19 protein-coding genes are annotated in these 21,223 nt (G+C 70.8%); 9 read left to right on the top strand and 10 right to left on the bottom strand.

Annotation, left to right across the window (positions count from 1 at the left end; genetic code table 11):
• Positions 1–44 precede the first annotated feature (44 nt).
• Complete coding sequence (locus I8N67_RS16625) at positions 45–386, top strand: DUF3817 domain-containing protein (RefSeq protein ID WP_200303883.1); 342 nt, start codon at positions 45–47, stop codon at positions 384–386.
• A 1-nt stretch (position 387) separates the two neighbouring features.
• On the opposite strand, the gene I8N67_RS16620 is transcribed toward I8N67_RS16625, so the two are convergent.
• Complete coding sequence (locus I8N67_RS16620; RefSeq protein ID WP_200303882.1) at positions 388–897, bottom strand: MarR family winged helix-turn-helix transcriptional regulator; 510 nt, start codon at positions 895–897, stop codon at positions 388–390.
• A 179-nt stretch (positions 898–1,076) separates the two neighbouring features.
• Here I8N67_RS16620 and I8N67_RS16615 point away from each other — a divergent pair, with 179 nt between their 5' ends.
• The gene (locus tag I8N67_RS16615) at positions 1,077–2,162 is read left to right on the top strand and encodes a glycoside hydrolase family 6 protein (RefSeq protein ID WP_200303881.1); all 1,086 of its coding nucleotides are present in this window, start codon (positions 1,077–1,079) and stop codon (positions 2,160–2,162) included.
• Positions 2,163–2,166: 4 nt separating this feature from the next.
• On the opposite strand, the gene glxA is transcribed toward I8N67_RS16615, so the two are convergent.
• From glxA to I8N67_RS16595, 4 genes are all read right to left on the bottom strand, one after another.
• On the bottom strand, positions 2,167–4,122 hold the full coding sequence (gene glxA, locus I8N67_RS16610) for a radical copper oxidase GlxA (RefSeq protein WP_200303880.1): 1,956 nt from the start codon (positions 4,120–4,122) through the stop codon (positions 2,167–2,169).
• Positions 4,123–4,125: 3 nt separating this feature from the next.
• Positions 4,126–5,940 (bottom strand): glycosyltransferase family 2 protein, encoded by a 1,815-nt coding sequence (locus tag I8N67_RS16605; protein ID WP_200303879.1) that lies wholly within the window; start codon positions 5,938–5,940, stop codon positions 4,126–4,128.
• A gap of 140 nt (positions 5,941–6,080) precedes the next feature.
• Positions 6,081–6,374 (bottom strand): MTH1187 family thiamine-binding protein, encoded by a 294-nt coding sequence (locus I8N67_RS16600; protein WP_200303878.1) that lies wholly within the window; start codon positions 6,372–6,374, stop codon positions 6,081–6,083.
• Positions 6,371–6,724, bottom strand: coding sequence for a DUF3817 domain-containing protein (locus tag I8N67_RS16595; protein ID WP_200303877.1), 354 nt, complete (start codon positions 6,722–6,724; stop codon positions 6,371–6,373). Before I8N67_RS16595 ends, I8N67_RS16600 begins: the two co-directional genes overlap by 4 nt.
• 191 nt (positions 6,725–6,915) lie before the next feature.
• On the opposite strand from I8N67_RS16595, the gene I8N67_RS16590 reads away from it, so the two are divergent.
• The 4 genes from I8N67_RS16590 (at position 6,916) to I8N67_RS16575 (ending at position 9,596) form a co-directional block, all read left to right on the top strand.
• Complete coding sequence (locus I8N67_RS16590; protein ID WP_200303907.1) at positions 6,916–7,548, top strand: AIM24 family protein; 633 nt, start codon at positions 6,916–6,918, stop codon at positions 7,546–7,548.
• A 1-nt stretch (position 7,549) separates the two neighbouring features.
• A complete protein-coding gene (locus tag I8N67_RS16585; protein WP_200303876.1) occupies positions 7,550–8,200 on the top strand; it encodes an AIM24 family protein in 651 nt (216 codons plus the stop codon).
• A gap of 2 nt (positions 8,201–8,202) precedes the next feature.
• Entirely contained in the window at positions 8,203–9,000 is a 798-nt protein-coding gene (locus I8N67_RS16580) for an AIM24 family protein (protein ID WP_200303906.1), read from the top strand.
• Positions 9,001–9,119: 119 nt separating this feature from the next.
• Positions 9,120–9,596 (top strand): MarR family winged helix-turn-helix transcriptional regulator, encoded by a 477-nt coding sequence (locus tag I8N67_RS16575; RefSeq protein WP_200303875.1) that lies wholly within the window; start codon positions 9,120–9,122, stop codon positions 9,594–9,596.
• 93 nt (positions 9,597–9,689) lie between these two features.
• Here I8N67_RS16575 and I8N67_RS16570 read toward each other — a convergent pair whose 3' ends face one another.
• Both I8N67_RS16570 and I8N67_RS16565 read right to left on the bottom strand, forming a co-directional pair.
• A complete protein-coding gene (locus I8N67_RS16570) occupies positions 9,690–11,117 on the bottom strand; it encodes a sensor histidine kinase (RefSeq protein ID WP_200303874.1) in 1,428 nt (475 codons plus the stop codon).
• Complete coding sequence (locus I8N67_RS16565) at positions 11,114–11,782, bottom strand: response regulator transcription factor (protein ID WP_200303873.1); 669 nt, start codon at positions 11,780–11,782, stop codon at positions 11,114–11,116. Before I8N67_RS16565 ends, I8N67_RS16570 begins: the two co-directional genes overlap by 4 nt.
• Positions 11,783–11,954: 172 nt before the next feature.
• Here I8N67_RS16565 and I8N67_RS16560 point away from each other — a divergent pair, with 172 nt between their 5' ends.
• Entirely contained in the window at positions 11,955–12,653 is a 699-nt protein-coding gene (locus tag I8N67_RS16560) for a PepSY domain-containing protein (protein WP_200303872.1), read from the top strand.
• A 52-nt stretch (positions 12,654–12,705) separates the two neighbouring features.
• Here the strand turns inward: I8N67_RS16560 and I8N67_RS16555 are convergent, their stop codons facing one another.
• The 3 genes from I8N67_RS16555 to I8N67_RS16545 form a co-directional block, all read right to left on the bottom strand.
• Positions 12,706–13,938 carry an MFS transporter gene (locus tag I8N67_RS16555; RefSeq protein ID WP_200303871.1) on the bottom strand — a complete coding sequence of 411 codons (1,233 nt, stop codon included), beginning with the start codon at positions 13,936–13,938 and terminating at the stop codon, positions 12,706–12,708.
• Positions 13,939–14,150: 212 nt separating this feature from the next.
• Positions 14,151–15,107: a methylmalonyl Co-A mutase-associated GTPase MeaB gene (meaB, locus tag I8N67_RS16550; protein WP_200303870.1), complete on the bottom strand. Its 957-nt coding sequence runs from the start codon at positions 15,105–15,107 to the stop codon at positions 14,151–14,153.
• A gap of 45 nt (positions 15,108–15,152) precedes the next feature.
• Positions 15,153–16,355, bottom strand: coding sequence for an acetyl-CoA C-acetyltransferase (locus tag I8N67_RS16545; protein WP_200303869.1), 1,203 nt, complete (start codon positions 16,353–16,355; stop codon positions 15,153–15,155).
• Positions 16,356–16,503: 148 nt separating this feature from the next.
• On the opposite strand from I8N67_RS16545, the gene mce reads away from it, so the two are divergent.
• Together mce and scy are read left to right on the top strand one after the other, a co-directional pair.
• On the top strand, positions 16,504–16,944 hold the full coding sequence (mce, locus tag I8N67_RS16540) for a methylmalonyl-CoA epimerase (protein WP_200303868.1): 441 nt from the start codon (positions 16,504–16,506) through the stop codon (positions 16,942–16,944).
• 243 nt (positions 16,945–17,187) lie between these two features.
• Positions 17,188–21,042 carry a polarized growth protein Scy gene (gene scy, locus I8N67_RS16535; RefSeq protein WP_200303867.1) on the top strand — a complete coding sequence of 1,285 codons (3,855 nt, stop codon included), beginning with the start codon at positions 17,188–17,190 and terminating at the stop codon, positions 21,040–21,042.
• The last annotated feature ends 181 nt before the right edge of the window (positions 21,043–21,223 follow it).

Genomic DNA, 21,223 nt, shown 5'->3' with positions numbered 1-21,223 from the left:
ACGCGCCCGCAGACACCCGAAAGGCACCCGTTACGCTCGACGCCATGAAGAAGAGCGTCTTGACCCGCTACCGGGTGATGGCCTACGTCACCGCCGTGCTGCTGATCCTGCTGACGGTGGGCGTGATCGGGAAGCGCCTGCTGGACCTGGACGGCTTCGACACCTTCACCACGGTGGTGGGCATCGCCCACGGATGGCTGTACCTGCTGTACCTCATCTTCGCCTTCGACCTCGGCACCAAGGCGAAGATGCCGGTGGCCCGCCTGCTGTGGGTACTCCTCGCGGGCACCGTCCCGACCGCCGCGTTCTTCGTCGAACGCCGCGTCACCCGCGAGGTCGAGCCGCTCATCCTCAAGGAAGCGACGCCCAGCCCCGCGACGGTCTGAGTCACCCCTCGTCGAAATCCCCCGCCGCCACCCGCAGCGGGCGGAGCATCGCGAAGATCTCGGCGCACTCCTCGGCGTCGTAGGCGCCGAGGCCGAAGTCCATGGCCATGAGGTCGCGGGTGGCCGCGTCGCAGACCTCGCGGCCCTTGTCGGTGATGGAGGCGAGGGTGCCGCGGCCGTCGTTGGGGTTGGGGCGTTTGTCGACGAGACCGGATCTCACCAGGCGGTCGACGGTGTTCGTCACCGACGTGGGGTGGACCATGAGCCGTTCGCCGATCTTGGACATCGGCAGCTCACCCTTCTGCGAGAAGGTGAGCAGCACCAGCGCCTCGTAGCGCGCGAAGGTGAGCCCGTACGGCTTGACCACGGCGTCGACCTCGGCCAGCAGGATCTGCTGGGCCCGCATGATCGAGGTGATCGCGGCCATGGACGGCACGCTTCCCCAGCGCTGCTTCCAGTGCTCGTCGGCGCGCGAGATGGGATCGAAGGAGAGGCTGAGCGGCTTCGGCACGGCAATGACCCTACCGGCCGGTCATATTCTGGTCAGCACCGTCTCGCTTTTCGGTCGTCCGCCGAGCCCCGGCCACGCCTTCCCGCCGGTGTCGCAGCCGAGCCCCCCTCTCACCCTGTGGAACGATTGGTGACAAATCATCACCAAACGCCACCGTCCCAGGGAGCAGAGGGAGCAGCATGCCCCGGCTGATCCGTACGCCGACCCGTACGCCGACCCGTACACCGCTTCGTACGGCGATCCGTACTCTCGCCGCGCTCTCGGCCCTCGCGGCGCTCGGGCTCACCGGGGGCTGCTCGTCCGGGGCCCCGTCCGGGGCCGGCGAGGCCTCCGACATCGGCGACGCCACCGAGAAGGCGGCCGGTGAGGCGGTGCGGCCCGCCTCCGGGTCCCCGTTCTGGGTCGACCCTGCGAGCCCCGCCGCCCGGCAGATCAACGCGTGGGAGCGCGAGGGCCGCGGCGGGGACGCCGAGCTGCTGCGGCGGATCGCGGACCGCCCGGTCGCGCTCTGGCCCGCCGGCGACGACCCCGTACCGACCATCGAGAAGGCCACGAAGGCGGCGGGGCGCCAGGACCGTACGGCGGTCTTCGTCGCGTACAACATCCCGCACCGCGACTGCGGCCAGCACTCGGCCGGCGGCGCCCAGGACTCGGCCGCCTATCTGGACTGGGTCGACGCCTTCGCCCGCGCGGTCGGCGACAGCGACGCCGTGGTCGTCCTGGAACCCGACGCGGTCGCGCACGTCGTGGACGGCTGCACCCCCGGCGAGTACCACGCCGAACGCGAGCGGCTGCTGGGCGAGGCCATCGACCGGCTCAAGCGGCAGCCGAACACCAAGGTGTACCTCGACGCCGGGAACCCGGCCTGGATCGACGACCCGGGCAAGCTTGTCGAGCCGCTGCGCCGCGCCGGGGTCGCCCGCGCCGACGGCTTCTCCCTCAACGTCTCCAACTTCCAGACCGACGCCACGACGAAGTCGTACGGTCTGCGGCTGTCCGACGCGCTCGGCGGCAAGCACTTCGTCGTCGACACCAGCCGCAACGGCAACGGCCCGCTGAACGGCGACCGGGGCACGGCCTGGTGCAATCCGCCCGGCCGCGCCCTCGGCACCCCGCCGACCACCGACACCGGTGAGCCGGCCCTGGACGCCTATCTGTGGATCAAGCGGCCCGGGGAGTCGGACGGGGAGTGCCGGGGCGGACCGGCGGCGGGACGGTGGTGGCCGGACTACGCCCTGGGGCTGGCCCGCAACAGCGGGGCCTGAACCGTCACCTGACCTGGATCCACTTCGCCCGCGACGGCGTCCCGTGCGCGTCCGACACGAACAGCATGTACCAGCCGGGCGGTACGAGGGTCCGGTCCGCCGGTACGTCGACGGTGACCGAGTCGCGTGTCCTCGTCACCTCCAGGGCGATGGACCGCTGTTCGACGTCCGTGCTGTGGGTGACGGCGCTGGGGCGCATCAGCCGGGCCTTGGCGACGCGTTCGGGGTGGGCGGTGGCGAAGGTGGCGCGGCCCTTGGCGTCGACCTCCTGGGGGCCGTCGCCGAGGACGGGGCGGTTCTTGCCGTACTTGTGGATCAGCGGCGGCGTGAAGATCTCCATGCGCTGTTCGAAGTGGCCCAGCTTGGTGTTCTGCTGGTCGTCGAAGAGCGGGTCGGAGCCGAAGGTGGCGATGCGGCCGTCGGGCAGGAGCAGCGCCTCGGAGTGGTAGTTGCGGCCGACCCGGGGGGCGGCGGCGCCGCGGAAGGAGTTGGTCCTCGGGTCGTAGAACTGCGCCTTGTGGATGTTGCTGGCGCTGCGGCCGCGGTAGTCGCTGGAGCCGTTGGAGGTGAAGACGGTGTCGTCGGGCATGAGCACGCTGTTCAGGTAGCGGGTGCCCTGAGGGAGGTCGGGGCCGTCCTCGAAGGCCGGGTCGTCCTTCTTCAGGTCGATGACCGCGGTGCGCGAGGTCGCCTTCTTGGACTCGCCGACGCCTCCGCCGCCGAGGATCATCACCTTCTGGTCCTGGGCGGGCGGCAGCAGTACGGACGCCGAGGTCTCCGTCTGGTCGAGGTCGGTGAGCCCCGGCACCTTCTCGAACTTGTTCGTCCCTAGGTCCCAGATACCCGGTTCCCGGCCTAGGTCGGCGGGCCCGTAGCCGGCGTTCGAGGCCGGGTAGAAGAGCTTGCCGCCCTTGGTGAGGAAGAGGGCGGGGTAGGTGGGGAAGTACCGCTTCGGGCCCGGCTTCCACTTCCTCGTCCTCGGGTCGTAGATCTCGTTGTCACCGGGGTCGACGACCCCCACGTCGTCCAGTCCGGACACGGCGAGCACCCGCCCGTCCGCCAGGCCGACGAGCGTCGGGTACCAGCGGGCCTTCTTCATCGGGGCGACGGGCACGTACCTCTCGGCCTTCGGGTCGAACTCGTAGGCGGCCTTGAGCCCCTGGAAGTCCTGCTTGTCCATGGTGATCTTCTCGGAGAGGCCGTACGTGTTGACGGCGTCCTTGCCCTTGAGCCCGAGGATCTCGTACTGGGCCTGCCGGGGCATGACGGACTTCTTGCCCTTCTTCGCGGCCTCGACGAAGACCCGGGCCTCGCTCGCGGTGACCTTGGTCTTCCAGGGCTGCATGACACCGGCCGCGTTGTAGGCGATACCGAAGGTGCGCTTGGCCTTGGGCACGGTGACGTCGAAGCGGCTGACGTACTCGACGCCGGCGGGTGAGCGGAAGCGGGTGCCCTTCTTCAGGACCATCGCCTTGTCGGGGTTCTCGTTCTTGACCCGCATGCCGCCGCCGGCCCGGTCGACCTCGCCGTCCAGCAGCTCGTAGCGGGCGGTGCCGCCGGCCACCAGGAGGCGGCCGTCGGGGAGTTGGGCGTGTCCGGCGCAGAAGAAGTCCACGGGGGTGGGGATCTTCTTGTAGGTGTTCTTCACCGGGTCCCACAGGACGGTGTCGAAGGACCCCTTGTCGAACTTCTTCTGCTCGTTGCCCGACCCGGCGACGATCAGCACCTTGCCGGTGTGCAGCAGGGCCGCGTGGATGGCGTTGGTGCGGAACCGCTCCGGGATGTCGACGTTGGTCCAGGACCCGTATTGGGCCTTGTAGCCGGGCTGGGCGATCTTCCACTCGTAGTACCGCTCCTGCGCGAACCCGACGGCGGCGGGGGCGTTGAGGCCGGCGAGCAGCGCGACGCCGCTGATACCGAGCACGGTCTTCTTCGTCTTCTGCGAGAGCTGGTAGGCCATGGCCTAGTTGCCTCCTGTCGTGGTGCCGGAGACCGAGGGTGCGGGGGTGGGCTGGGGGCCGAGGGCGGGTTCCTTGCTGTCGGTGAGCCGGGCCGCGGCGGCCGCGGCGGCCTGCCGTCCCAGGCGGTAGGCGGCGGCGCTCGCCCGGCGTTCCCGGTACCGGGTGAAGGCCCACACCCCGACGGGCGCGAGCGAGATCGCCATGGCGAGGACCGTCCAGGTGCGCATGGCCACATGGCTGTGGCCGAGCACGAACGACGCGATCAGCGACGAGGCGAGCACCACCGTCCAGGACAGATGGATCCGGAAGGTCAGCAGCCGGTCGGGGCTGGCGTCACCGCCCTTCGGGGTGACGACGAAGCGGCAGGGCAGCCGGAGCAGGGCGGCGCCGAGGGACTTCAGGTAGATGGGCGCGGAGAGCGCCGACATCGCCATCCCGGCGAGCCCGCCCGAGCCCTCCGGTTCGTGCGGCGAGACGTTGTGCCTGCGGTTCCACAGGTACAGCCCGACCTGTAGCGCGGCCGCGTCGCTGTAGAGCATCAGCCAGACCGAGGCGGTGACCTCCGTCCCGGACGCCCCGAACCACAGGAACAGCACACAACTGACGATGCCCAGCAGCCAGTTGACGGCCGTCATCGGGTAGTAGACGAGCATCAGCGTGTACGAGAAGAGGCGGCCCCAGGGCATCGTGAAGGGTGCCTTCCAGTACTGCTTGAAGAGCGTCTCGTAGGTGCCGCGCGACCAGCGCATCTGCTGGGTGAAGAAGTCCGTCCAGGAGGCGGGGCCCTCGCCGACCGCCAGTACGTCGGGCGTGTAGACGGACCGCCAGTGCGCGCGGGTCCTCGGGTTGCGGTGCCGGTGCAGCTCGAAGCCGGTGGCCATGTCCTCGGTGATCGAGTCGTGCAGCCCGCCGATCTGCTTCACGGCGGCGATGCGTACGACGTTGTTGGTGCCGACGAACATGGGGGCGCGGTAGCGGTTGCCGGCGCGCTGGATGAGGGCGTGGAAGAGGAACTGCTGGGATTCCGCGGCCTTGGTGACGGGGGCCGTGTAGTTGCCGTACACCTGCGGTCCGACGACGAAGGCGATGTCCGGGTCGCGGAAGTACCCCAGCATCCGTTCGAGGAAGTTCGGCAGCGGTACGTGGTCGGTGTCGACCGAGGCGAGGAACTCGTACTCCCCGCCGTGCTTGGCGATCCAGGCGTTGTAGTTCCCGTGCTTGGTACGGGCCTTGTGGACGCCCTTGGGCCGGTTCCACTCGGGGACGCCGGCGCGGGTGAAGTGGCGTACGTCGAGTTCCGCGCAGAGGGCCTTGGCCTGGTCGTCGTCGCCCTCGTCGAGGAGCCAGATGTCGAGGCGGCCGGTGTGCCGGAGCCGTGTGGCGCCCTCCAGGGTGGCCCGGACCATGGAGAGGGGTTCCTTGCCCGGCACGTACGTGGTGAGGAAGGCGACGCGGGTGCCCGGTTCGGCGACGACCGGGACGGGGTCGCGGGCGACCATCGTCGCGTGGGCGACCGACACGACGTTGACGACCATGAAGAGCTCGATCAGCCCGATGGCTATCAGCATCGTGATGTCGAGCCCCACGAGCCATGTGTCCGCGCCCTCGCGCTCCACCCAGTGGGTGGGCCAGACCAGGTAGACGAGCAGCGCGCCGGTCAGCAGGGGTGCCAGCGTCATCAGCAGAACGGCCCGTATTCGGTGCGGCTCTTTCGAGAGAAGCTTGGTGTACTGCACCCGGTACGCCGATCCGGACGGCTCCGTGAGCGGCCCGGCAAGTCTGCTGTGGGTGTCGTAGTCGTAGCCCTCCGGCCGCACAGCGCCCTCCAGTGATCGAACTAGCCGATACCTATACAAAAGGGCTGTTCTGAGGGCGTGTCGAGCGGAGAGGGTCCGAACGGAGGGTCGCCTCAAGGGGCGCGGGGGGCCGCGCGGGCGACCATGGACCATCCGCGGTCTCACTCGGACAGGTGTCGCTCCACCGTCTCGACCTTCGAGGTGAGGCCGTCCATGACGCCGGGCCGGATGTCCGCCTTGAGGACCAGAGACACCCGGGGCGCGCGCGCCTCGACGGCGGCGACGGCCCGGCGTACGACGTCCATGACCTCGTCCCACTCGCCTTCGAGGGAGGTGAACATGGCGTCGGTCCGGTTGGGCAGACCCGATTCACGGACGACCCGCACGGCGTCGGCGACGTACTCCCCCACGTCCTCGCCGACGCCCAGCGGTGTCACGGAGAAGGCGACGATCACGCGCCCACGGCCCCTTCCTTGGGTGCGCGGGACGCGACCGCCGCCTTGGCCGCGGTCTCGGCCTCGCGGCGGAGCCTGCGGTCGGCGAAGAAGCCGCCGGCGGGCAGGACGGAGAGGACGAAGTAGAGCGCGGCGGTCTTGAGGTCCCACTTGGCGCGGTTCCAGGCGTCGGCCCAGAAGACGACGTACAGGATGAAGAGGATGGCGTGGACCCAGCCCATCACGGGCACCGCGTTGAACTCCGTGGTGCGCTTCAGCACCGAGCAGGTGAGCAGCAGCAGGAAGGAGACGGCCTCGGGGGCGGAGACGAGGCGCAGGCGGCGGAGGGCGGAAGCGGTCTTTATGTCCACGGGTCACCTTCGGTGAGGTCGGCGGGGCGAGTCGGCGCAGCGCTTGCCGGTCTTTGTGAACGGAAGCACAAGCTCCCGTCATTCTGGCATCCGTCAACCTCCCGATGGCCGTAGGGGCCCCTTCAGGGTCGAGATCCACCTCTGGGCCCTGTCCTGTCCACCCTTCGGACGGTTACGGTCACCCCGTGGCAATGTTCCGACTTCAAGGCAGCAAAGTGCTCGCCGTCGACATGACCGGGGACGCCGTGAAGGCGAAGAACGGCTCGATGGTCGCGTACGACGGTCAGATGTCGTTCAAGAAGCTGAGCGGCGGGGGTGAGGGTCTGCGCGGCATGGTCACGCGGCGCCTCACCGGCGAACAGATGACGTTGATGGAGGTGACGGGGCAGGGGACGTGCTGGTTCGCGGACCGGGCCTCCGAGATCAACCTCGTGAATCTTCAGGGGGACAAGCTGTACGTGGAGTCGAGCAATCTGCTCGCGACGGACTCCGGGCTGCGTACGGGCACGAGCTTCACGGGGCTGCGCGGCGCCTCGCAGGGCAACGGCCTGTTCACCACGACCATCGAGGGCCACGGCCAGGCGGCGATCATGTCCGACGGCCCGGCGGTGGTGCTGCGGGTGACCCGCCAGTACCCGCTGACGGTGGACCCGGGCGCGTACATCGCGCACCAGGGCGACCTCCAGCAGTCCTTCCAGTCCGGTGTGACGTTCCGCACGATCCTCGGCGAGGGCGGCGGCGAGGCCTTCCAGATCCGCTTCGAGGGCGACGGACTCGTCTATGTCCAGCCCAGCGAGCGCAACACGGTGGCGGGAGACGTGTGACATGGCCTTCCGTGAGATCAACTCGAAGATGATCGAGGTGACCGTGGCGCCCGGTCAGCGGCTGTTCAGCCAGCGCGGCGCGATGCTCGCCTACAAGGGCGAGGTGTCCTTCACCCCCAACACACAGGGCGGCCAGGGCGGCATCGCCTCGATGATCGGCCGCCGGGTGGCCGGCGAGGTGACCCCGCTGATGACCGTCGAGGGCAGCGGCACGGTCCTGTTCGGGCACGGCGGTCACCACATCCAGGTGATCAACCTGACCGGCGAGACCCTCTATGTCGAGGCCGACCGTCTGCTCGCCTTCGACGGCACCCTCCAGCAGGGCACGATGTTCATGGGCTCGCAGGGCGGCGTCATGGGCATGGTGCGCGGCCAGGTGACGGGCCAGGGCCTGTTCACCACCACCCTCAAGGGCCACGGCGCCGTCGCCGTGATGGCGCACGGCGGCGTGATCGAGGTCCCGATCACCCCCCAGCGCCCGGTCCATGTCGACCCGCAGGCATACGTGGCGCACCACGGCGACGTACGCAACAAGCTCTCCACCGCGCTCGGCTGGCGCGACATGGTGGGCCGGGGCTCCGGCGAGGCGTTCCAGCTGGAGCTGAGCGGCAGTGGTGCGGTGTACGTCCAGGCCTCGGAGGAGAAGCTGTGAGCATGTACGGGGCTCCGGGCGCCGGCCCGACCGTCCACGACCCGATGACGCTGCCGTCCGACGACAACGTCAACAACTACACCTTCTGCGTGGAGCTCAAGGGGAGCCAGTGGTTCCTGCAGAAGGGGAAGATGATCGCCTACTACGGCCAGATGGAGTTCAACGGCATCGGGCACGGCCGTCTCGACCGTCTTGTCCGTACGTCGTTCCATTCGCCTCTGCACGCGAGCGACTGGGTGGTGGCGGAGGGCTCCGGCAAGATGCTCCTCGCCGACCGGGCCTTCGACGTCAATTCGTATGACCTGGAGAACGGCAACCTGACCATTCGCTCGGGCAATCTCCTCGCTTTTCAGCCAACTCTCGCGCTGAAGCAGTCGATCGTTCCGGGCTTCCTGACCCTGATCGGTACGGGGAAGTTCGTGGCCGCCTCCAACGGGCCGGTGGTCTTCATGGAACCGCCCATCCGGGTCGATCCGCAGGCCCTGGTCGGATGGGCCGACTGCCCCTCCCCGTGCCACCACTACGACCATGGGTACATGACAGGGGTGATGGGTGGCCTACGTGCGATGACGGGGCTCGGCGGGGCCTCCGGCGAGGAGCACCAGTTCGAGTTCGTCGGGGCGGGCACGGTCCTGCTCCAGTCCTCCGAGACCCTCATGGCCGAGCAGGCCACGGGCATGGTCCCGCACGAGCCGGGCGTACCCGGCGGCGGCGGGGTATCCGGTCATCACGGACAGCCGGCCGGCGCACCGCGCCTTCCCGGACAGCTGGGGGACCTCCAGCGTCGCTTCGGGCTGTGAGCGGTAGTCTGCGGAGTGTGACATCGAACGTGTGCGCGTTGTCGTTGTCACGCTCCAGAGCCGCACCACAGAAATACCCTCACTAGTTCGCCTTTCAACCTTTTAGGTAGACTTCATTCATGGAGACCGAGACGGCCACGCGCTGGCTGACCGATGCGGAGCAGTGCGCCTGGCGCACCCACCTGGACGTCAACAGACTGTTGACGCACCAGCTCGAAAGGGATCTGCAGCCGTTCGGCCTGACAATGAACGACTACGAGATCCTGGTGAACCTCTCCGAGTCGGAGGGCAGGCGGATGCGCATGAGCGATCTCGCCGCCGCCACCCTCCAGTCCAAGAGCCGCCTCTCGCACCAGATCACCCGTATGGAGAACGGGAATCTGGTGCGCCGCGAGAACTGCGAGTCCGACCGGCGCGGGCTGTTCGCCGTGCTGACGGAGCACGGCATGGAGACCATGCAGAAGGTCGCGCCGCATCATGTCGCGTCCGTCCGGCGGCACTTCATCGACCTGCTGCCGGAGGAGGCGCTGGAGGAGCTGCACAAGTCGCTGGGACCCATCGCTGAGCATCTGCGCAGCCACCGCGGCAAACCGTAGCGCTCCGCTGGGTCCGCCGTATGAGCGCCGGGGTACTGCGGGACGTCGTTCGGCCGCGGGACCGTCGTGGCCGGTCGCGCGGTTCCCCGCGCCCTAGGTCTCCCGGGGTAGCCGGAGTTCGAACAGGGCTCCTCCGCCGGGGGCCTCGCCGGCCGTCAGGGTGCCTCCGTGGCGTACGGCGATGTCTTTGGCGATCGCCAGGCCCAGGCCGGCGCCGCCGTCGTCCCTCGCGCGGGACTCGTCCAGACGGACGAAGCGTTCGAAGATGCGGTCGCGGTCGGCTTCGGGTACGCCGGAGCCGTCGTCGGTAACCTGGAGGATCGCCCAGCCGGGCGCGGTGCGCAGGGTGACGGCGACCCGGTCCCCGGCATGGCGCTCGGCGTTGTCCAGGAGGTTGCCGAGGACGCGGCAGATCTGGTTGCGGGAGCCTCGCAGCTCCAGGGAGTCGACACCGTCCAGGGTCACTCCGGCACGGGCGGCCACCTCCTGCCGTACGACCTTCGCCAGGTCGAAGCGGGCGTCCGGCGGCGGGCGCTCCCCCGCGTCGAGGCGGGCGAGCAGCAGCAGGTCGGCGGCGAGGCTCTGCAGCCGTACGGTGTCCGCGACCGCCCCGTCCAGGTCCAGCAGCGCGGGGTGGGCGGCGCCCACTTCGAGCTGGGTGCGCAGGGAGGCGATCGGGCTGCGTAGTTCGTGCGAGGCGTCGGCGACGAACGCGCGCTGCCGCTGCACCGAGGACTCGAGCGCGGCCAGCGTCTCGTTCGTCGTACGGGCCAGGCGGGCGATCTCGTCGTGCGTGTCCGGTTCGGGAACGCGTCGCGAGAGGTCCTCGGAGGCGGTGATCGCCGCCATCTCGGAGCGGATGCCCTCGACGGGGCGCAGGGCCCGCCTGGTGACGGCGTACGTCACCGCGCCGATCGTCAGCAGCAGCAGCGGCAGCCCGATGAGCATCGTCGTCAACGCGGTACTGACGGCGTCCTGTGCGGTGGAGAGCGGGGCGCCCGCGTAGACGGTGAGCGGGGCGCCGCCGGGCGTGACCACGTCGACCGCGGCGAACCGGTACTCCGCCGTGTCCCCCTCGACGGTGGCGGTGCCCTCGCCGTACCAGGTCTCGTCGCCGATCCGGCCGGCGGCGAGAGTGTCCTCGTCGTCCGTCTCCTTCTCGCCCTCGTCCCTGTCGTCGGCGTCGTCGTTGGTGATGGAGTTCAGCCGGTCCGAGGCGGCGCCGCTCACGCTCATGCCCTCGACGTCCTCCCCGACCGCGACGGGCTTGTTCCTGCGGTCCAGGACCTCGACGGGGTTCTCGTCGCCGTCCGGCAGGTTCAGCCGGTCGTAGGCGAACCCGTTCGACAGCGCCGAGGCCGCGTTGCGGGCCACGGAGTCGGCCTCGGCGTCCGCCTGGTCGATGAGGCTGAACCGCAGCGAGAGCAGTACGGCGGCGCCCGCGGCGACCAGGGCGACAGCCACGACGACGGTCGCGGCGAGGGAGGCGCGGGCCCGCACCGAACCCAGTCGGCGCTTCACGAGCGGGCCTGCAGTCTGTATCCGGCCCCGCGTACGGTCTTGATGAGCGCGGGGCCGAGCTTGCGGCGCAGGGTGCTGATGTAGACCTCGACGATGTTCGGGTCGCCGTCGTAGGCGAAGTCCCAGACGTGCTCCAGGATCTCGGACTTCGACACGACCTCACCGGCTCTCATCACGAGCTGTTCGAGGACGGCGAACTCCTTGGCCGTCAGGGTGATCTCGTCCTCCGCGAGAAACACCCGCCGGGCGGCGGTGTCGACCCGCAGATCGCCGACCTCGTGCACGGGCGAGGCCCCGCCCGCCGGGCCGCGCCGCCGCAGCAGCGCCTTCACCCGGGCGACGAGGACGACGTACGAGAACGGCTTGGTCAGATAGTCGTCGGCGCCCGTGTCGAGCCCCTCGGCCTCGTCGTACTCGCCGTCCTTGGCGGTGAGCATCAGGATCGGCACGTCATGGCCGGCGGCGCGCAGGGCCCCGCACACGCGGTAGCCGTTCATGCCGGGCAGCATGATGTCGAGGATCACGAGGTCGTACGACCCCTCGCTCGCCCGGTGCAGACCGTCGGTGCCGTCGTGGACGACGTCCACCGCGTACCCCTCGGCCGTCAGCCCCTTGGCCAAGGACACCGCGAGCCGCTTCTCATCTTCCACGATCAACAGGCGCATGCGTTCAGCTTGGCAAACCGAACCTGAAGCGGCCTTCAGGGGGCTTCAGGTCCGCTTCAGCGTCGCTCGGCCAGATTGGTCCTCGTCGAAAGCAGACGAGGCACACAAGCCGACTGCAACCGGCGAAACCATCCGTCACTGGTCGCAGCCAGTCGCATCCTGGAGGAATCCCATGAAGCGCAACATCGTCATCGCCACCATCGCGGCCGCGGCCCTGATCGGCGGCGGCACCGCGACCGCCATCGCGGTCTCGGGTGACGACGAGGCGCCGGCCGACAAGTCCGTGACGGTGTCGAACGACGACAACCGCGACGACGTCGACGACACGGACGACACCGTCGACACGACGCGGGACAGCGCCGAGGACAAGGCCGCCCGCGACACGGACGAGGACGCCGAGGACAAGGCCGAGAACGCCGCCGACGCGAAGGCCGGACAGATCACGGCCGCCGACGCGATCAAGGCGGCGCTGAAGGACACGAAGGGTACGGCGGTCTCGGCCGACCTGGACGACGAGGGCAACGCCCACGTGTGGGAGGTCGACGTACTCACCGACGGCGGTGCCTGGCACAGCATCCAGATCGACCCGGCCACCGGCAAGGTGCTCGGCTCTCACACCGAGACGGACGACGACGGTGACGACGCCGCCGAGACGAAGCAGATCCGAGCCGCGCTGAACGGCAGCTCCGTGACCGCCGCCGAGGCCGCCGAGGCCGCCGCCGCCAAGGGCACGGTGACCTCCGTCGACCTCGACGAGGACAGCAGGGACCAGGCCTGGGAGGCCGACACCACCGCCGCCGACGGCACCGGCAGCGACTGGCGCGTGAACCTCGACTCGGCCAAGGTCACGGCCGACCGCTCGAACGACTGACACCTCCCCCCACCCCGGCAGGGGCACCCGTCACCGGGTGCCCCTGCCGCCGTCACCGGGGGTCGCTCCGTACGCCTTCCACCACGCCCTCCGCCGGTGCCACCGCAGGGGCCCGCCGCCGCCCCACGCTCACGGCGGCCCCCGCGAGCAGCGCCGTGCCGCCCGCGCAGGCGAAGCCGAGGCCCGGCGAGACGTGGGCCACCAGGAGGCCCGCAGTGGCGGCGCCCGCCGAAGAGCCGGCGTTCACAGCGGTGTTGACCCAGGCACCGGCCTGGGTACGGGCGCCCGGCGGGGCGGTGTCGTCGGCGACCAGGTACGCGGTGGTCAGGGCCGGGGCGACGAAGAGACCGGCGCAGACCACGGCGCCGGTGAGGGTGGCGAGACCAGAGGCGAGCCCGGCGGCGACGAGGGTGAGCCCGAGGCCCGCCGTCAGCAGCGCCAGCCGCACCCGGGCGCCGGAGCGCCACTCGACCGCCCCGTACAGCAGGCCGCCCACCGCACTGCCGGCCGACAGCGCGGCGAAGATCCAGGCCACCGTGGAGTCGCCGTGGCCGCGCTGTTCGGCGAAGGCCAGCACCAGCAGGTCGAGCGCGCCGAGCGACAGCCCTACGCCGGCGGCCGCGACGACGGGCGGCACGATCCCCGCCACGACACGCGGCCCCCCGCGCTCCTTCGGCGCCGGTCCGCCGCCCGTCATCCGTGCCACGGCCGGGGAGGTCACGAACCCCACCGTCCCCGCCGCCACCAGTACGGCGCCCATCGCCAGCGCGGCGGCCGGAGCGGCGAACCGCACCACCCCGCCCACCACCAACGGCCCCGACACGAACAACAGTTCCTCGGCGACCCCGTCGAGGCTGTACGCGCGCCGCAACAGGGCCCGGTCCAGGGCGAGTTCGATCCACACCGTACGCATCGTCGGTCCCAGCGGAGGCGTACAGGCGCCCGCCGCCACCGCGATCGCACCCAGCAGCGCACCCGACGCTCCCGGCCGCCAGGCGGCTGCGGCGAGTGTGCCCAGCAGTACGGCGTAGAGGGAGGCCATCGGCAGCAGCGCGCGGCGTGGGCCGTACCGGTCGACGAGCGCGGCCCTCGCCGGCGACAGGAAGACGCTGGTGGCGCCGAACAGGGCCATGACCGTGCCGGCGACGGCGTACGAGCCCGTCGTGCGGGTCACGGTGAGCAGGAGGGCGAGCGGGAGTGTGCCGTAGGAGAGCCGGCCGACGAGGGCGGTGGTGAAGGTGCGGCGGGCATGGGGGATGCGGAGGACCGCGGCGTACGAGGGCATGCGGAAGGTTCCTCACCTGGAGGTCGAAAGGGGGACGCCGGAGACCGGCCGCCCTTACGCAAGGTGATGGAACATGCGGCCCAACTTAACAGCGCCCAAAGCTCTTTCGCCCCCGCCGCCCCTACCCGTCCCACCCCGGGGCTCCGCCCCGGACCCCGCTCCTCGAACGCCGGAGGGGCTGGATTTCCGCGGGGCGAGAAGAACTCCTCGGCTCAGCCCCGCGTCAGCCCGGCGACCAGCTCGTCCGCCGCCCGATAGGGGTCCAGCTCCCCCGCCACGATCCGCTCGGCAAGCGCGCTGAGCCGACGGTCGCCATGAAGGTCACCGATCCGCTCCCGCAGAGCCGTGACCGCGATCGTCTCGACCTCATGCGCGGCCCGAGCCCGACGGCGTTCCACCAGCACCCCCCGCTCCTCCATCCACGCCCGGTGCTTCTCCAGCGCCTCGACCATCTCCTCGATCCCCTCCCCCCGCGCGGCCACCGTCTTGACGATCGGCGGCCGCCAGTCCCCGGCCCCCCGGGACTCACCGAGGCCCAGCATGTGGTTCAGCTCGCGCGCGGTCGCGTCCGCACCGTCCCGGTCCGCCTTGTTGACGACGTAGACGTCACCGATCTCCAGGATCCCGGCCTTGGCCGCCTGGATGCCGTCGCCCATGCCAGGCGCCAGCAGCACCACGGACGTGTCCGCCTGGGACGCGATCTCGACCTCGGACTGGCCGACACCCACCGTCTCGACCAGGACGACGTCGCAGCCGGCGGCGTCCAGTACCCGGATCGCCTGCGGGGCGGCCCACGCAAGGCCACCCAGGTGCCCACGCGTCGCCATCGAACGGATGTACACGCCGGGATCGGAGGCATGGTCGGACATCCGGACGCGGTCGCCGAGGAGGGCGCCGCCCGAGAAGGGGGACGACGGGTCGACGGCGAGCACGCCGACCCGCTTGCCGGCCCGCCGGTACGCGGTCACCAGGGCGGACGTGGACGTGGACTTGCCGACACCCGGCGAGCCGGTGAGGCCGACGACGTACGCCCCGCCCGTGAGCGGGGCCAGCGCCGCCATGACTTCGCGGAGCTGCGGGGACGCCCCCTCCACCAGGGAGATCAGCCGGGCGACGGCCCGGGGCCGCCCTTCCCTGGCCTGTGCCACCAGCGTGGGGACGTCCTGCATCACAGCTCCGTTCCGAGTAGCCACGTACACCTGCGAAGTACGGCCTCAGGCCGTGGGTACCCGCACGATCAGCGCGTCACCCTGCCCGCCGCCACCGCACAACGCGGCCGCGCCGACACCGCCGCCGCGCCGACGCAGCTCCAGCGCGAGGTGGAGCACGAGACGCGCGCCCGACATGCCGATGGGGTGGCCCAGGGCGATCGCACCACCGTTGACGTTCACCTTTTCCGGGGACACGCCGAGGTCCTTCATTGACTGCACGGCGACCGCGGCGAAGGCCTCGTTGATCTCGATCAGGTCGAGATCGGCGACCGCCAGGCCGTCCTTCCGCAGGGCGTGCTGGATGGCGTTCGACGGCTGCGACTGCAAAGAGTTGTCCGGACCCGCCACGTTCCCGTGGGCGCCGATCTCGGCGAGCCACTCAAGGCCCAGCTCCTCCGCCTTGGCCTTGCTCATGACGACCACGGCGGCGGCGCCGTCGGAGATCTGCGAGGCGGACCCGGCCGTGATCGTGCCGTCCTTGGCGAAGGCCGGCCGCAGCTTGCCCAGCGACTCGGCGGTCGTCTCGCCGCGGATGCCTTCGTCCTGGCTGAAAACGACCGGCTCACCCTTGCGCTGCGGGATCTCCACCGGCGTGATCTCGGCGTCGAAGAGGCCGTTCTTCTGGGCCGCGGCGGCCCGCTGGTGGGACTGGGCGGCGATCTCGTCCTGCTCCGGGCGGAGGATGCCGAGACGCGTGTTGTGCTTCTCGGTGGACTCGCCCATGGCGATGTTCTCGAAGGCGTCGGTGAGCCCGTCGTGGGCCATCGCGTCGAGCATCTGGATGGCCCCGTACTTGTAGCCCTCACGGGACTTCGGGAGCAGGTGGGGGGCGTTCGTCATGGATTCCTGGCCGCCGGCCACGATCACGTCGAACTCGCCGGCGCGGATCAGCTGGTCGGCGAGCGCGATGGCGTCCAGGCCCGAGAGACAGACCTTGTTGATGGTGAGCGCGGGCACTTTCATCGGGATGCCCGCCTTGACGGCGGCCTGGCGTGCCGGGATCTGCCCTGCCCCGGCCTGGAGCACCTGGCCCATGATCACGTACTGCACCTGGTCGCCACCGATCCCCGCACGGTCCAGGGCGGCCTTGATCGCGAAGCCACCGAGGTCGGCTCCGGAGAAGGACTTCAGCGAACCGAGCAACCGTCCCATGGGCGTACGGGCGCCCGCGACGATCACCGAGGTCCTGCCGTTCGTTCCAGTCATGAGGTGCGATCCCCTTCCAGCTTGCACAGCTGAGGAGTGAACGAGGGTTTACTTCGAATGTACTGAGTGGCACTCCGTGCCGTCACCCAGCTGTCGGTGTGATCGCTGGCACGTTGCGTAACCACCTCCGGGGCGCTGCACTAACACCATGCTGACGCGAATCGACCACATCGGGATCGCCTGTTTCGACCTCGACGCCACCGTCGAGTTCTACCGGGCCACGTACGGCTTCGAGGTTTTCCACTCCGAGGTCAACGAGGAGCAGGGCGTGCGCGAGGCCATGCTCAAGATCAACAGCACGGACGACGGCGGCGCCTCCTACCTCCAGCTCCTGGAGCCGACCCGCGAGGACTCCACCGTCGCGAAGTGGCTGGCCAAGAACGGTGAGGGGGTCCACCACATCGCTTTCGGCACGGCGGACGTGGACGGCGAGGCCGCCGCGATCAAGGACAAGGGCGTACGCGTCCTGTACGAGGAGCCGCGACGCGGTTCCATGGGGTCACGGATCACCTTTCTGCACCCCAAGGATTGCCATGGCGTACTGACAGAACTGGTCACTTCGGCGCCAGTTGAGTCACCTGAGCACTGACCCCCGTACATATGGGCCGGTAGGGTTGGGGTCGGCCGTCGCCTTCGAGGGGGACGGCCCGGGTCCTGCCGACTTTCGTCGAGCGGGATCCAAGGGCCGGGGTCCAGGTTTCGGGGGACGAGGGTTAGGGCGGCAGCCCGTGCTCCGCCGTTGATCTGACACCATTCCCCGGGAGCCCCGTTCGGCGGTTGGACGGAGCTCATTTGCCAGAGGTTGCGACCAGGGGACGGATGGGACCGCGCAGTGCGGGGCTACGAACGCCAGGAGCGAGAGCCGGCGGCTGACGTCGACCACCTCTCTCGGTTCGAGGCCGAGATGGAGCGGCTGAAGACCGAGCGGGAAAAGGCGATCCAGCACGCCGAGGACCTCGGCTACCAGGTCGAGGTGCTGCGCGCCAAGCTGCACGAGGCGCGCCGCACCCTCATGTCCCGGCCCGCCTACGACACCGGGGGCGGCGACCTCGGGTACCAGGCCGAGCAGATGCTCCGCCAGGCCCAGATGCAGGCCGACCAGCTGCGCACGGACGCCGAGCGGGAGCTGAGCCAGGCCCGGGCGCAGACACAGCGGATCCTCCAGGAGCACGCCGAGCAGGCCGCGCGCCTCCAGGCGGAGCTGCACCAGGAGGCGGTCACCCGCCGCCAGCAGCTCGACCAGGAGCTGTCCGAGCGCCGCCAGACCGTCGAGTCGCACGTCAACGAGAACGTGGCGTGGGCCGAGCAGCTCCGCGCCCGGAGCGAGTCCCAGGCCCGCCGGCTCGTCGACGAGTCGCGGGCCGAGGCCGAGCAGGCGCTGGCCGCCGCCCGCGCCGAGGCCGAGCGGCTCACCACGGAGGCCCGCCAGCGGCTCCAGAGCGACTCGGAGGCGGCCCGCGGCGAGGCCGACCAGATCCTGCGCCGGGCCCGCGCCGAGGCCGAGCGGCTGTTGAACGCGGCGTCCAGCCAGGCCCAGGAGGCCACCGAGCACGCCGAGCAGCTGCGCTCCTCCACCGCCACCGAGTCGGACTCCGCCCGCCGACAGGCCACCGAGCTGAGCCGGGCCGCCGAGCAGCGCGCGGCGGAGGCCGAGGCGGCCCTGCGCGAGGCGCGCGCCGAGGCCGAGAAGGTGGTCACCGAGGCGAAGGAGAACGCGGCCAAGTCCCTCTCCACCGCCGAGTCGACCAACGAGCAGCGCACGCGTACGGCCAAGGAGCAGGTCGCCCGGCTGGTCAAGGAGGCCACGAAGGAGGCCGAGGCCACCAAGGCGTCCGCCGAGGAAGTCGTCGCGGACGCCAAGGCCGAGGCCGAGAAGATCGTCGCCGAGGCCTCCGAGAAGGCCCGCTCGATCACCGCGGAGGAGTCCGCCTCCCAGCTCGCCAAGACGGCCAAGACCGCCGAGGACGTACTGAACAAGGCGTCCGAGGAGGCCAAGAACACCACCAAGGCCGCCACCGAGGAGGCCGAGCGCATCCGCGCGGAGGCCGAGGCCGAGGCGGACCGGCTGCGCGCCGAGGCGCACGACCTCGCCGAGCAGCTCAAGGGCACGGCGAAGGACGACACCGAGGAGTACCGCGCCAAGACGGTCGAGCTGCAGGAGGAGGCGCGCCGGCTGCGCGGCGAGGCCGAGCAGCTGCGCTCCGACGCGGTCGCCGAGGGCGAGCGGATCCGGTCCGAGGCCCGGCGCGAGGCCGTGCAGCAGATCGAGGAGGCGGCCAAGACCGCCGAGGAGCTGCTCGCCAAGGCCCGCACGGACGCCGACGAGATGCGCCAGACGGCCACCGCGGACAGCGAGAAGGTCCGCACCGAGGCCATCGAACGCGCTTCGACGCTGCGCCGTCAGGCCGAGGAGACCCTGGAGCGCACCCGCAAGGAGGCCGAGCGGTACCGCGCGGAGGCCGCCGAGCAGACCGAGGAGCTGAAGGCCGACGCCGAGCGCGCTGTCCGCGAGCTGCGCGAGGAGACCGAGCGCGGCATCGAGGCCCGCAAGGGCGAGGCCGCCGAGGAGCTGACCCGGCTGCACACCGAGGCCGAGGCGCGGCTCGCCTCCGCCGAGGAGGCGCTCACCGACGCCCGCGCGCAGGCCGAGCGGATCCGCCGCGAGGCCGCCGAGGAGACCGACCGGCTGCGCGGCGAGGCCGCCGAGCGCATCCGTACGCTCCAGGCGCAGGCCGAGGCCGAGGCCGAACGCCTGCGTGACTCCGCCGCGGCCGACGCGTCGGCGTCCCGCGCCGAGGGCGAGGCCATCGCCGTACGGCTGCGGTCGGAGGCCGCGGCCGAGGCTGAGCGGCTGAAGTCCGAGGCGCAGGACACCGCCGACCGGGTGCGGGCCGAGGCGCAGGCCGCGGCCGAGCGGCTCGGCGCGGAGGCCTCGGAGACGCTGGCCGCCGCGCAGGAGGAGGCCGCCCGTCGGCGCCGCGAGGCCGAGGAGCTGCTCGGTTCGGCGCGGCAGGAGGCCGACCAGGAGCGCGAGCGGGCCCGGGAGCAGAGCGAGGAGCTGCTGGCCTCGGCGCGCAAACGCGTGGAGGAGGCCCAGACCGAGGCCGTACGGCTGGTCGAGGAGTCCGAGCGGCGCGCCAACGAGATGGTGTCGGCCGCCGAGCAGCACGCTCAGCAGGTCCGGGACTCCGTCGCCGGGCTGCACGAGCAGGCGCAGGACGAGATCGCCGGGCTGCGCAACACCGCCGAGCATGTGGCGGACCGTATGCGCCGGGAGGCCGAGGAGGAGGCGGACCGGGTCCGCGCCGACGCCTACGCGGAGCGGGAGCGGGCCACCGAGGACGCCAACCGGGTCCGCCGGGAGGCGCGGGACGAGACGGACGCCGCGAAGGCGCTCGCCGAGCGCACGGTCGGGGAGGCCATCGCGGAGGCGGAGCGGATCCGCGTCGACTCCGCCGAGCACGCCCAGCGGGTGCGCACCGAGGCCTCGGACACCGCCGCGCGGGCCGACCAGGACGCCTCGCGCACCCGGGCGGACGCCCGCGACGACGCCAACCGCATCCGCTCGGACGCGGCCACCCAGGCCGACACCCTCATCGCCGAGGTGACCGCCGAGGCCGAGCGGCTGACCCGGGAGACCAACGAGGAGGCCGAGCGCGTACGGGCCGAGTCCGTCGGCAAGGCCGACCGGCTGGTCGGCGAGGCCACCGACGAGGCCGAGCGGCTGCGGGCCGAGGCCGCCGAGACGGTGGGCTCCGCGCGGCAGCACGCCGAGCGGGTCCGGGCCGACGCCGAGCGGGCGCGCGCCGAGGCGGAGGTGGAGGCCGACCGGCTGATGTCGCATGCGCGCGAGGAGGCCGACCGCACCCTCGACGAGGCCCGTACGGCCGCCAACAAGCGGCGTTCCGAGGCCGCCGAGCAGGTCGACAAGCTCATCACGGAGACGGCGGCCGAGGCCGACAAGCTGCTCGCCGAGGCGCAGTCGCAGGCCCTGAAGACCACCGCGGACGCCGAGGGGCAGGCCGACTCCATGGTCGGCGCGGCCCGCAAGGAGGCCGACCGGCTGGTCTCCACGGCGACCGTCGAGGGCAATTCCACGGTGGAGAAGGCCCGTACGGACGCCGACGAGCTGCTGGTCGGCGCGCGCCGGGACGCGACCGCCATAAGGGAGCGGGCCGAGGAGCTGCGCGACCGCATCACGTCCGAGATCGAGGCGCTGCACGAGCGGGCCCGGCGTGAGGCGTCCGAGACGATGCGGACGACCGGCGACCGCTGCGACGCGCTCATCAAGGCGTCCGAGGAGCAGCTGGAGAAGGCGACGGCGAAGGCCAAGGAGCTCGTTTCCGAGGCCAACTCCGAGGCCGGCAAGGTCCGTATCGCCGCCGTGAAGAAGGCCGAGGGTCTCCTGAAGGAGGCCGAGCAGAAGAAGTCCACGCTCATCCGCGAGGCCGAGGAACTGAAGGCCGAGGCGATCCGGGAGGCCCGCCGCACGGTCGAGGAGGGCAAGCGCGAGCTGGAGGTGCTGGTCCGCCGCCGCGAGGACATCAATGCGGAGATTTCCCGTGTCCAGGACGTCCTGGTGGCGTTGGAGTCTTTTGAGGCCCCGTCGAGCGGCAAGGACGGTGGAGTCAAGACGGGCGCCGCAGCCGGTGCGACTCGATCGGGTGGCAAGTCGTCAGACGGCTAGCGGTTCCGGGGCGTTGCGGGTATCTTCCCGCGCCGCCCTTAGCGCTACAGACACCAATTTGTGCTCGTTCTGTGCTTGCCAGGGCCTTTATGCAAAGTTTCCGGCAAGTATTCCGATGGTCGGCCACCCAAAAGGGGTGTCATTCTCCAGATCAAACGTGCATCTGCTCGATGACACGCCG

Origin of the sequence: Streptomyces adelaidensis, assembly GCF_016598475.1 — a bacterium.
Lineage (GTDB): Bacteria > Actinomycetota > Actinomycetes > Streptomycetales > Streptomycetaceae > Streptomyces > Streptomyces adelaidensis.
Note: the sequence above shows the minus strand (reverse complement) of the source record. Positions and strands in the feature narration are given on the sequence as shown.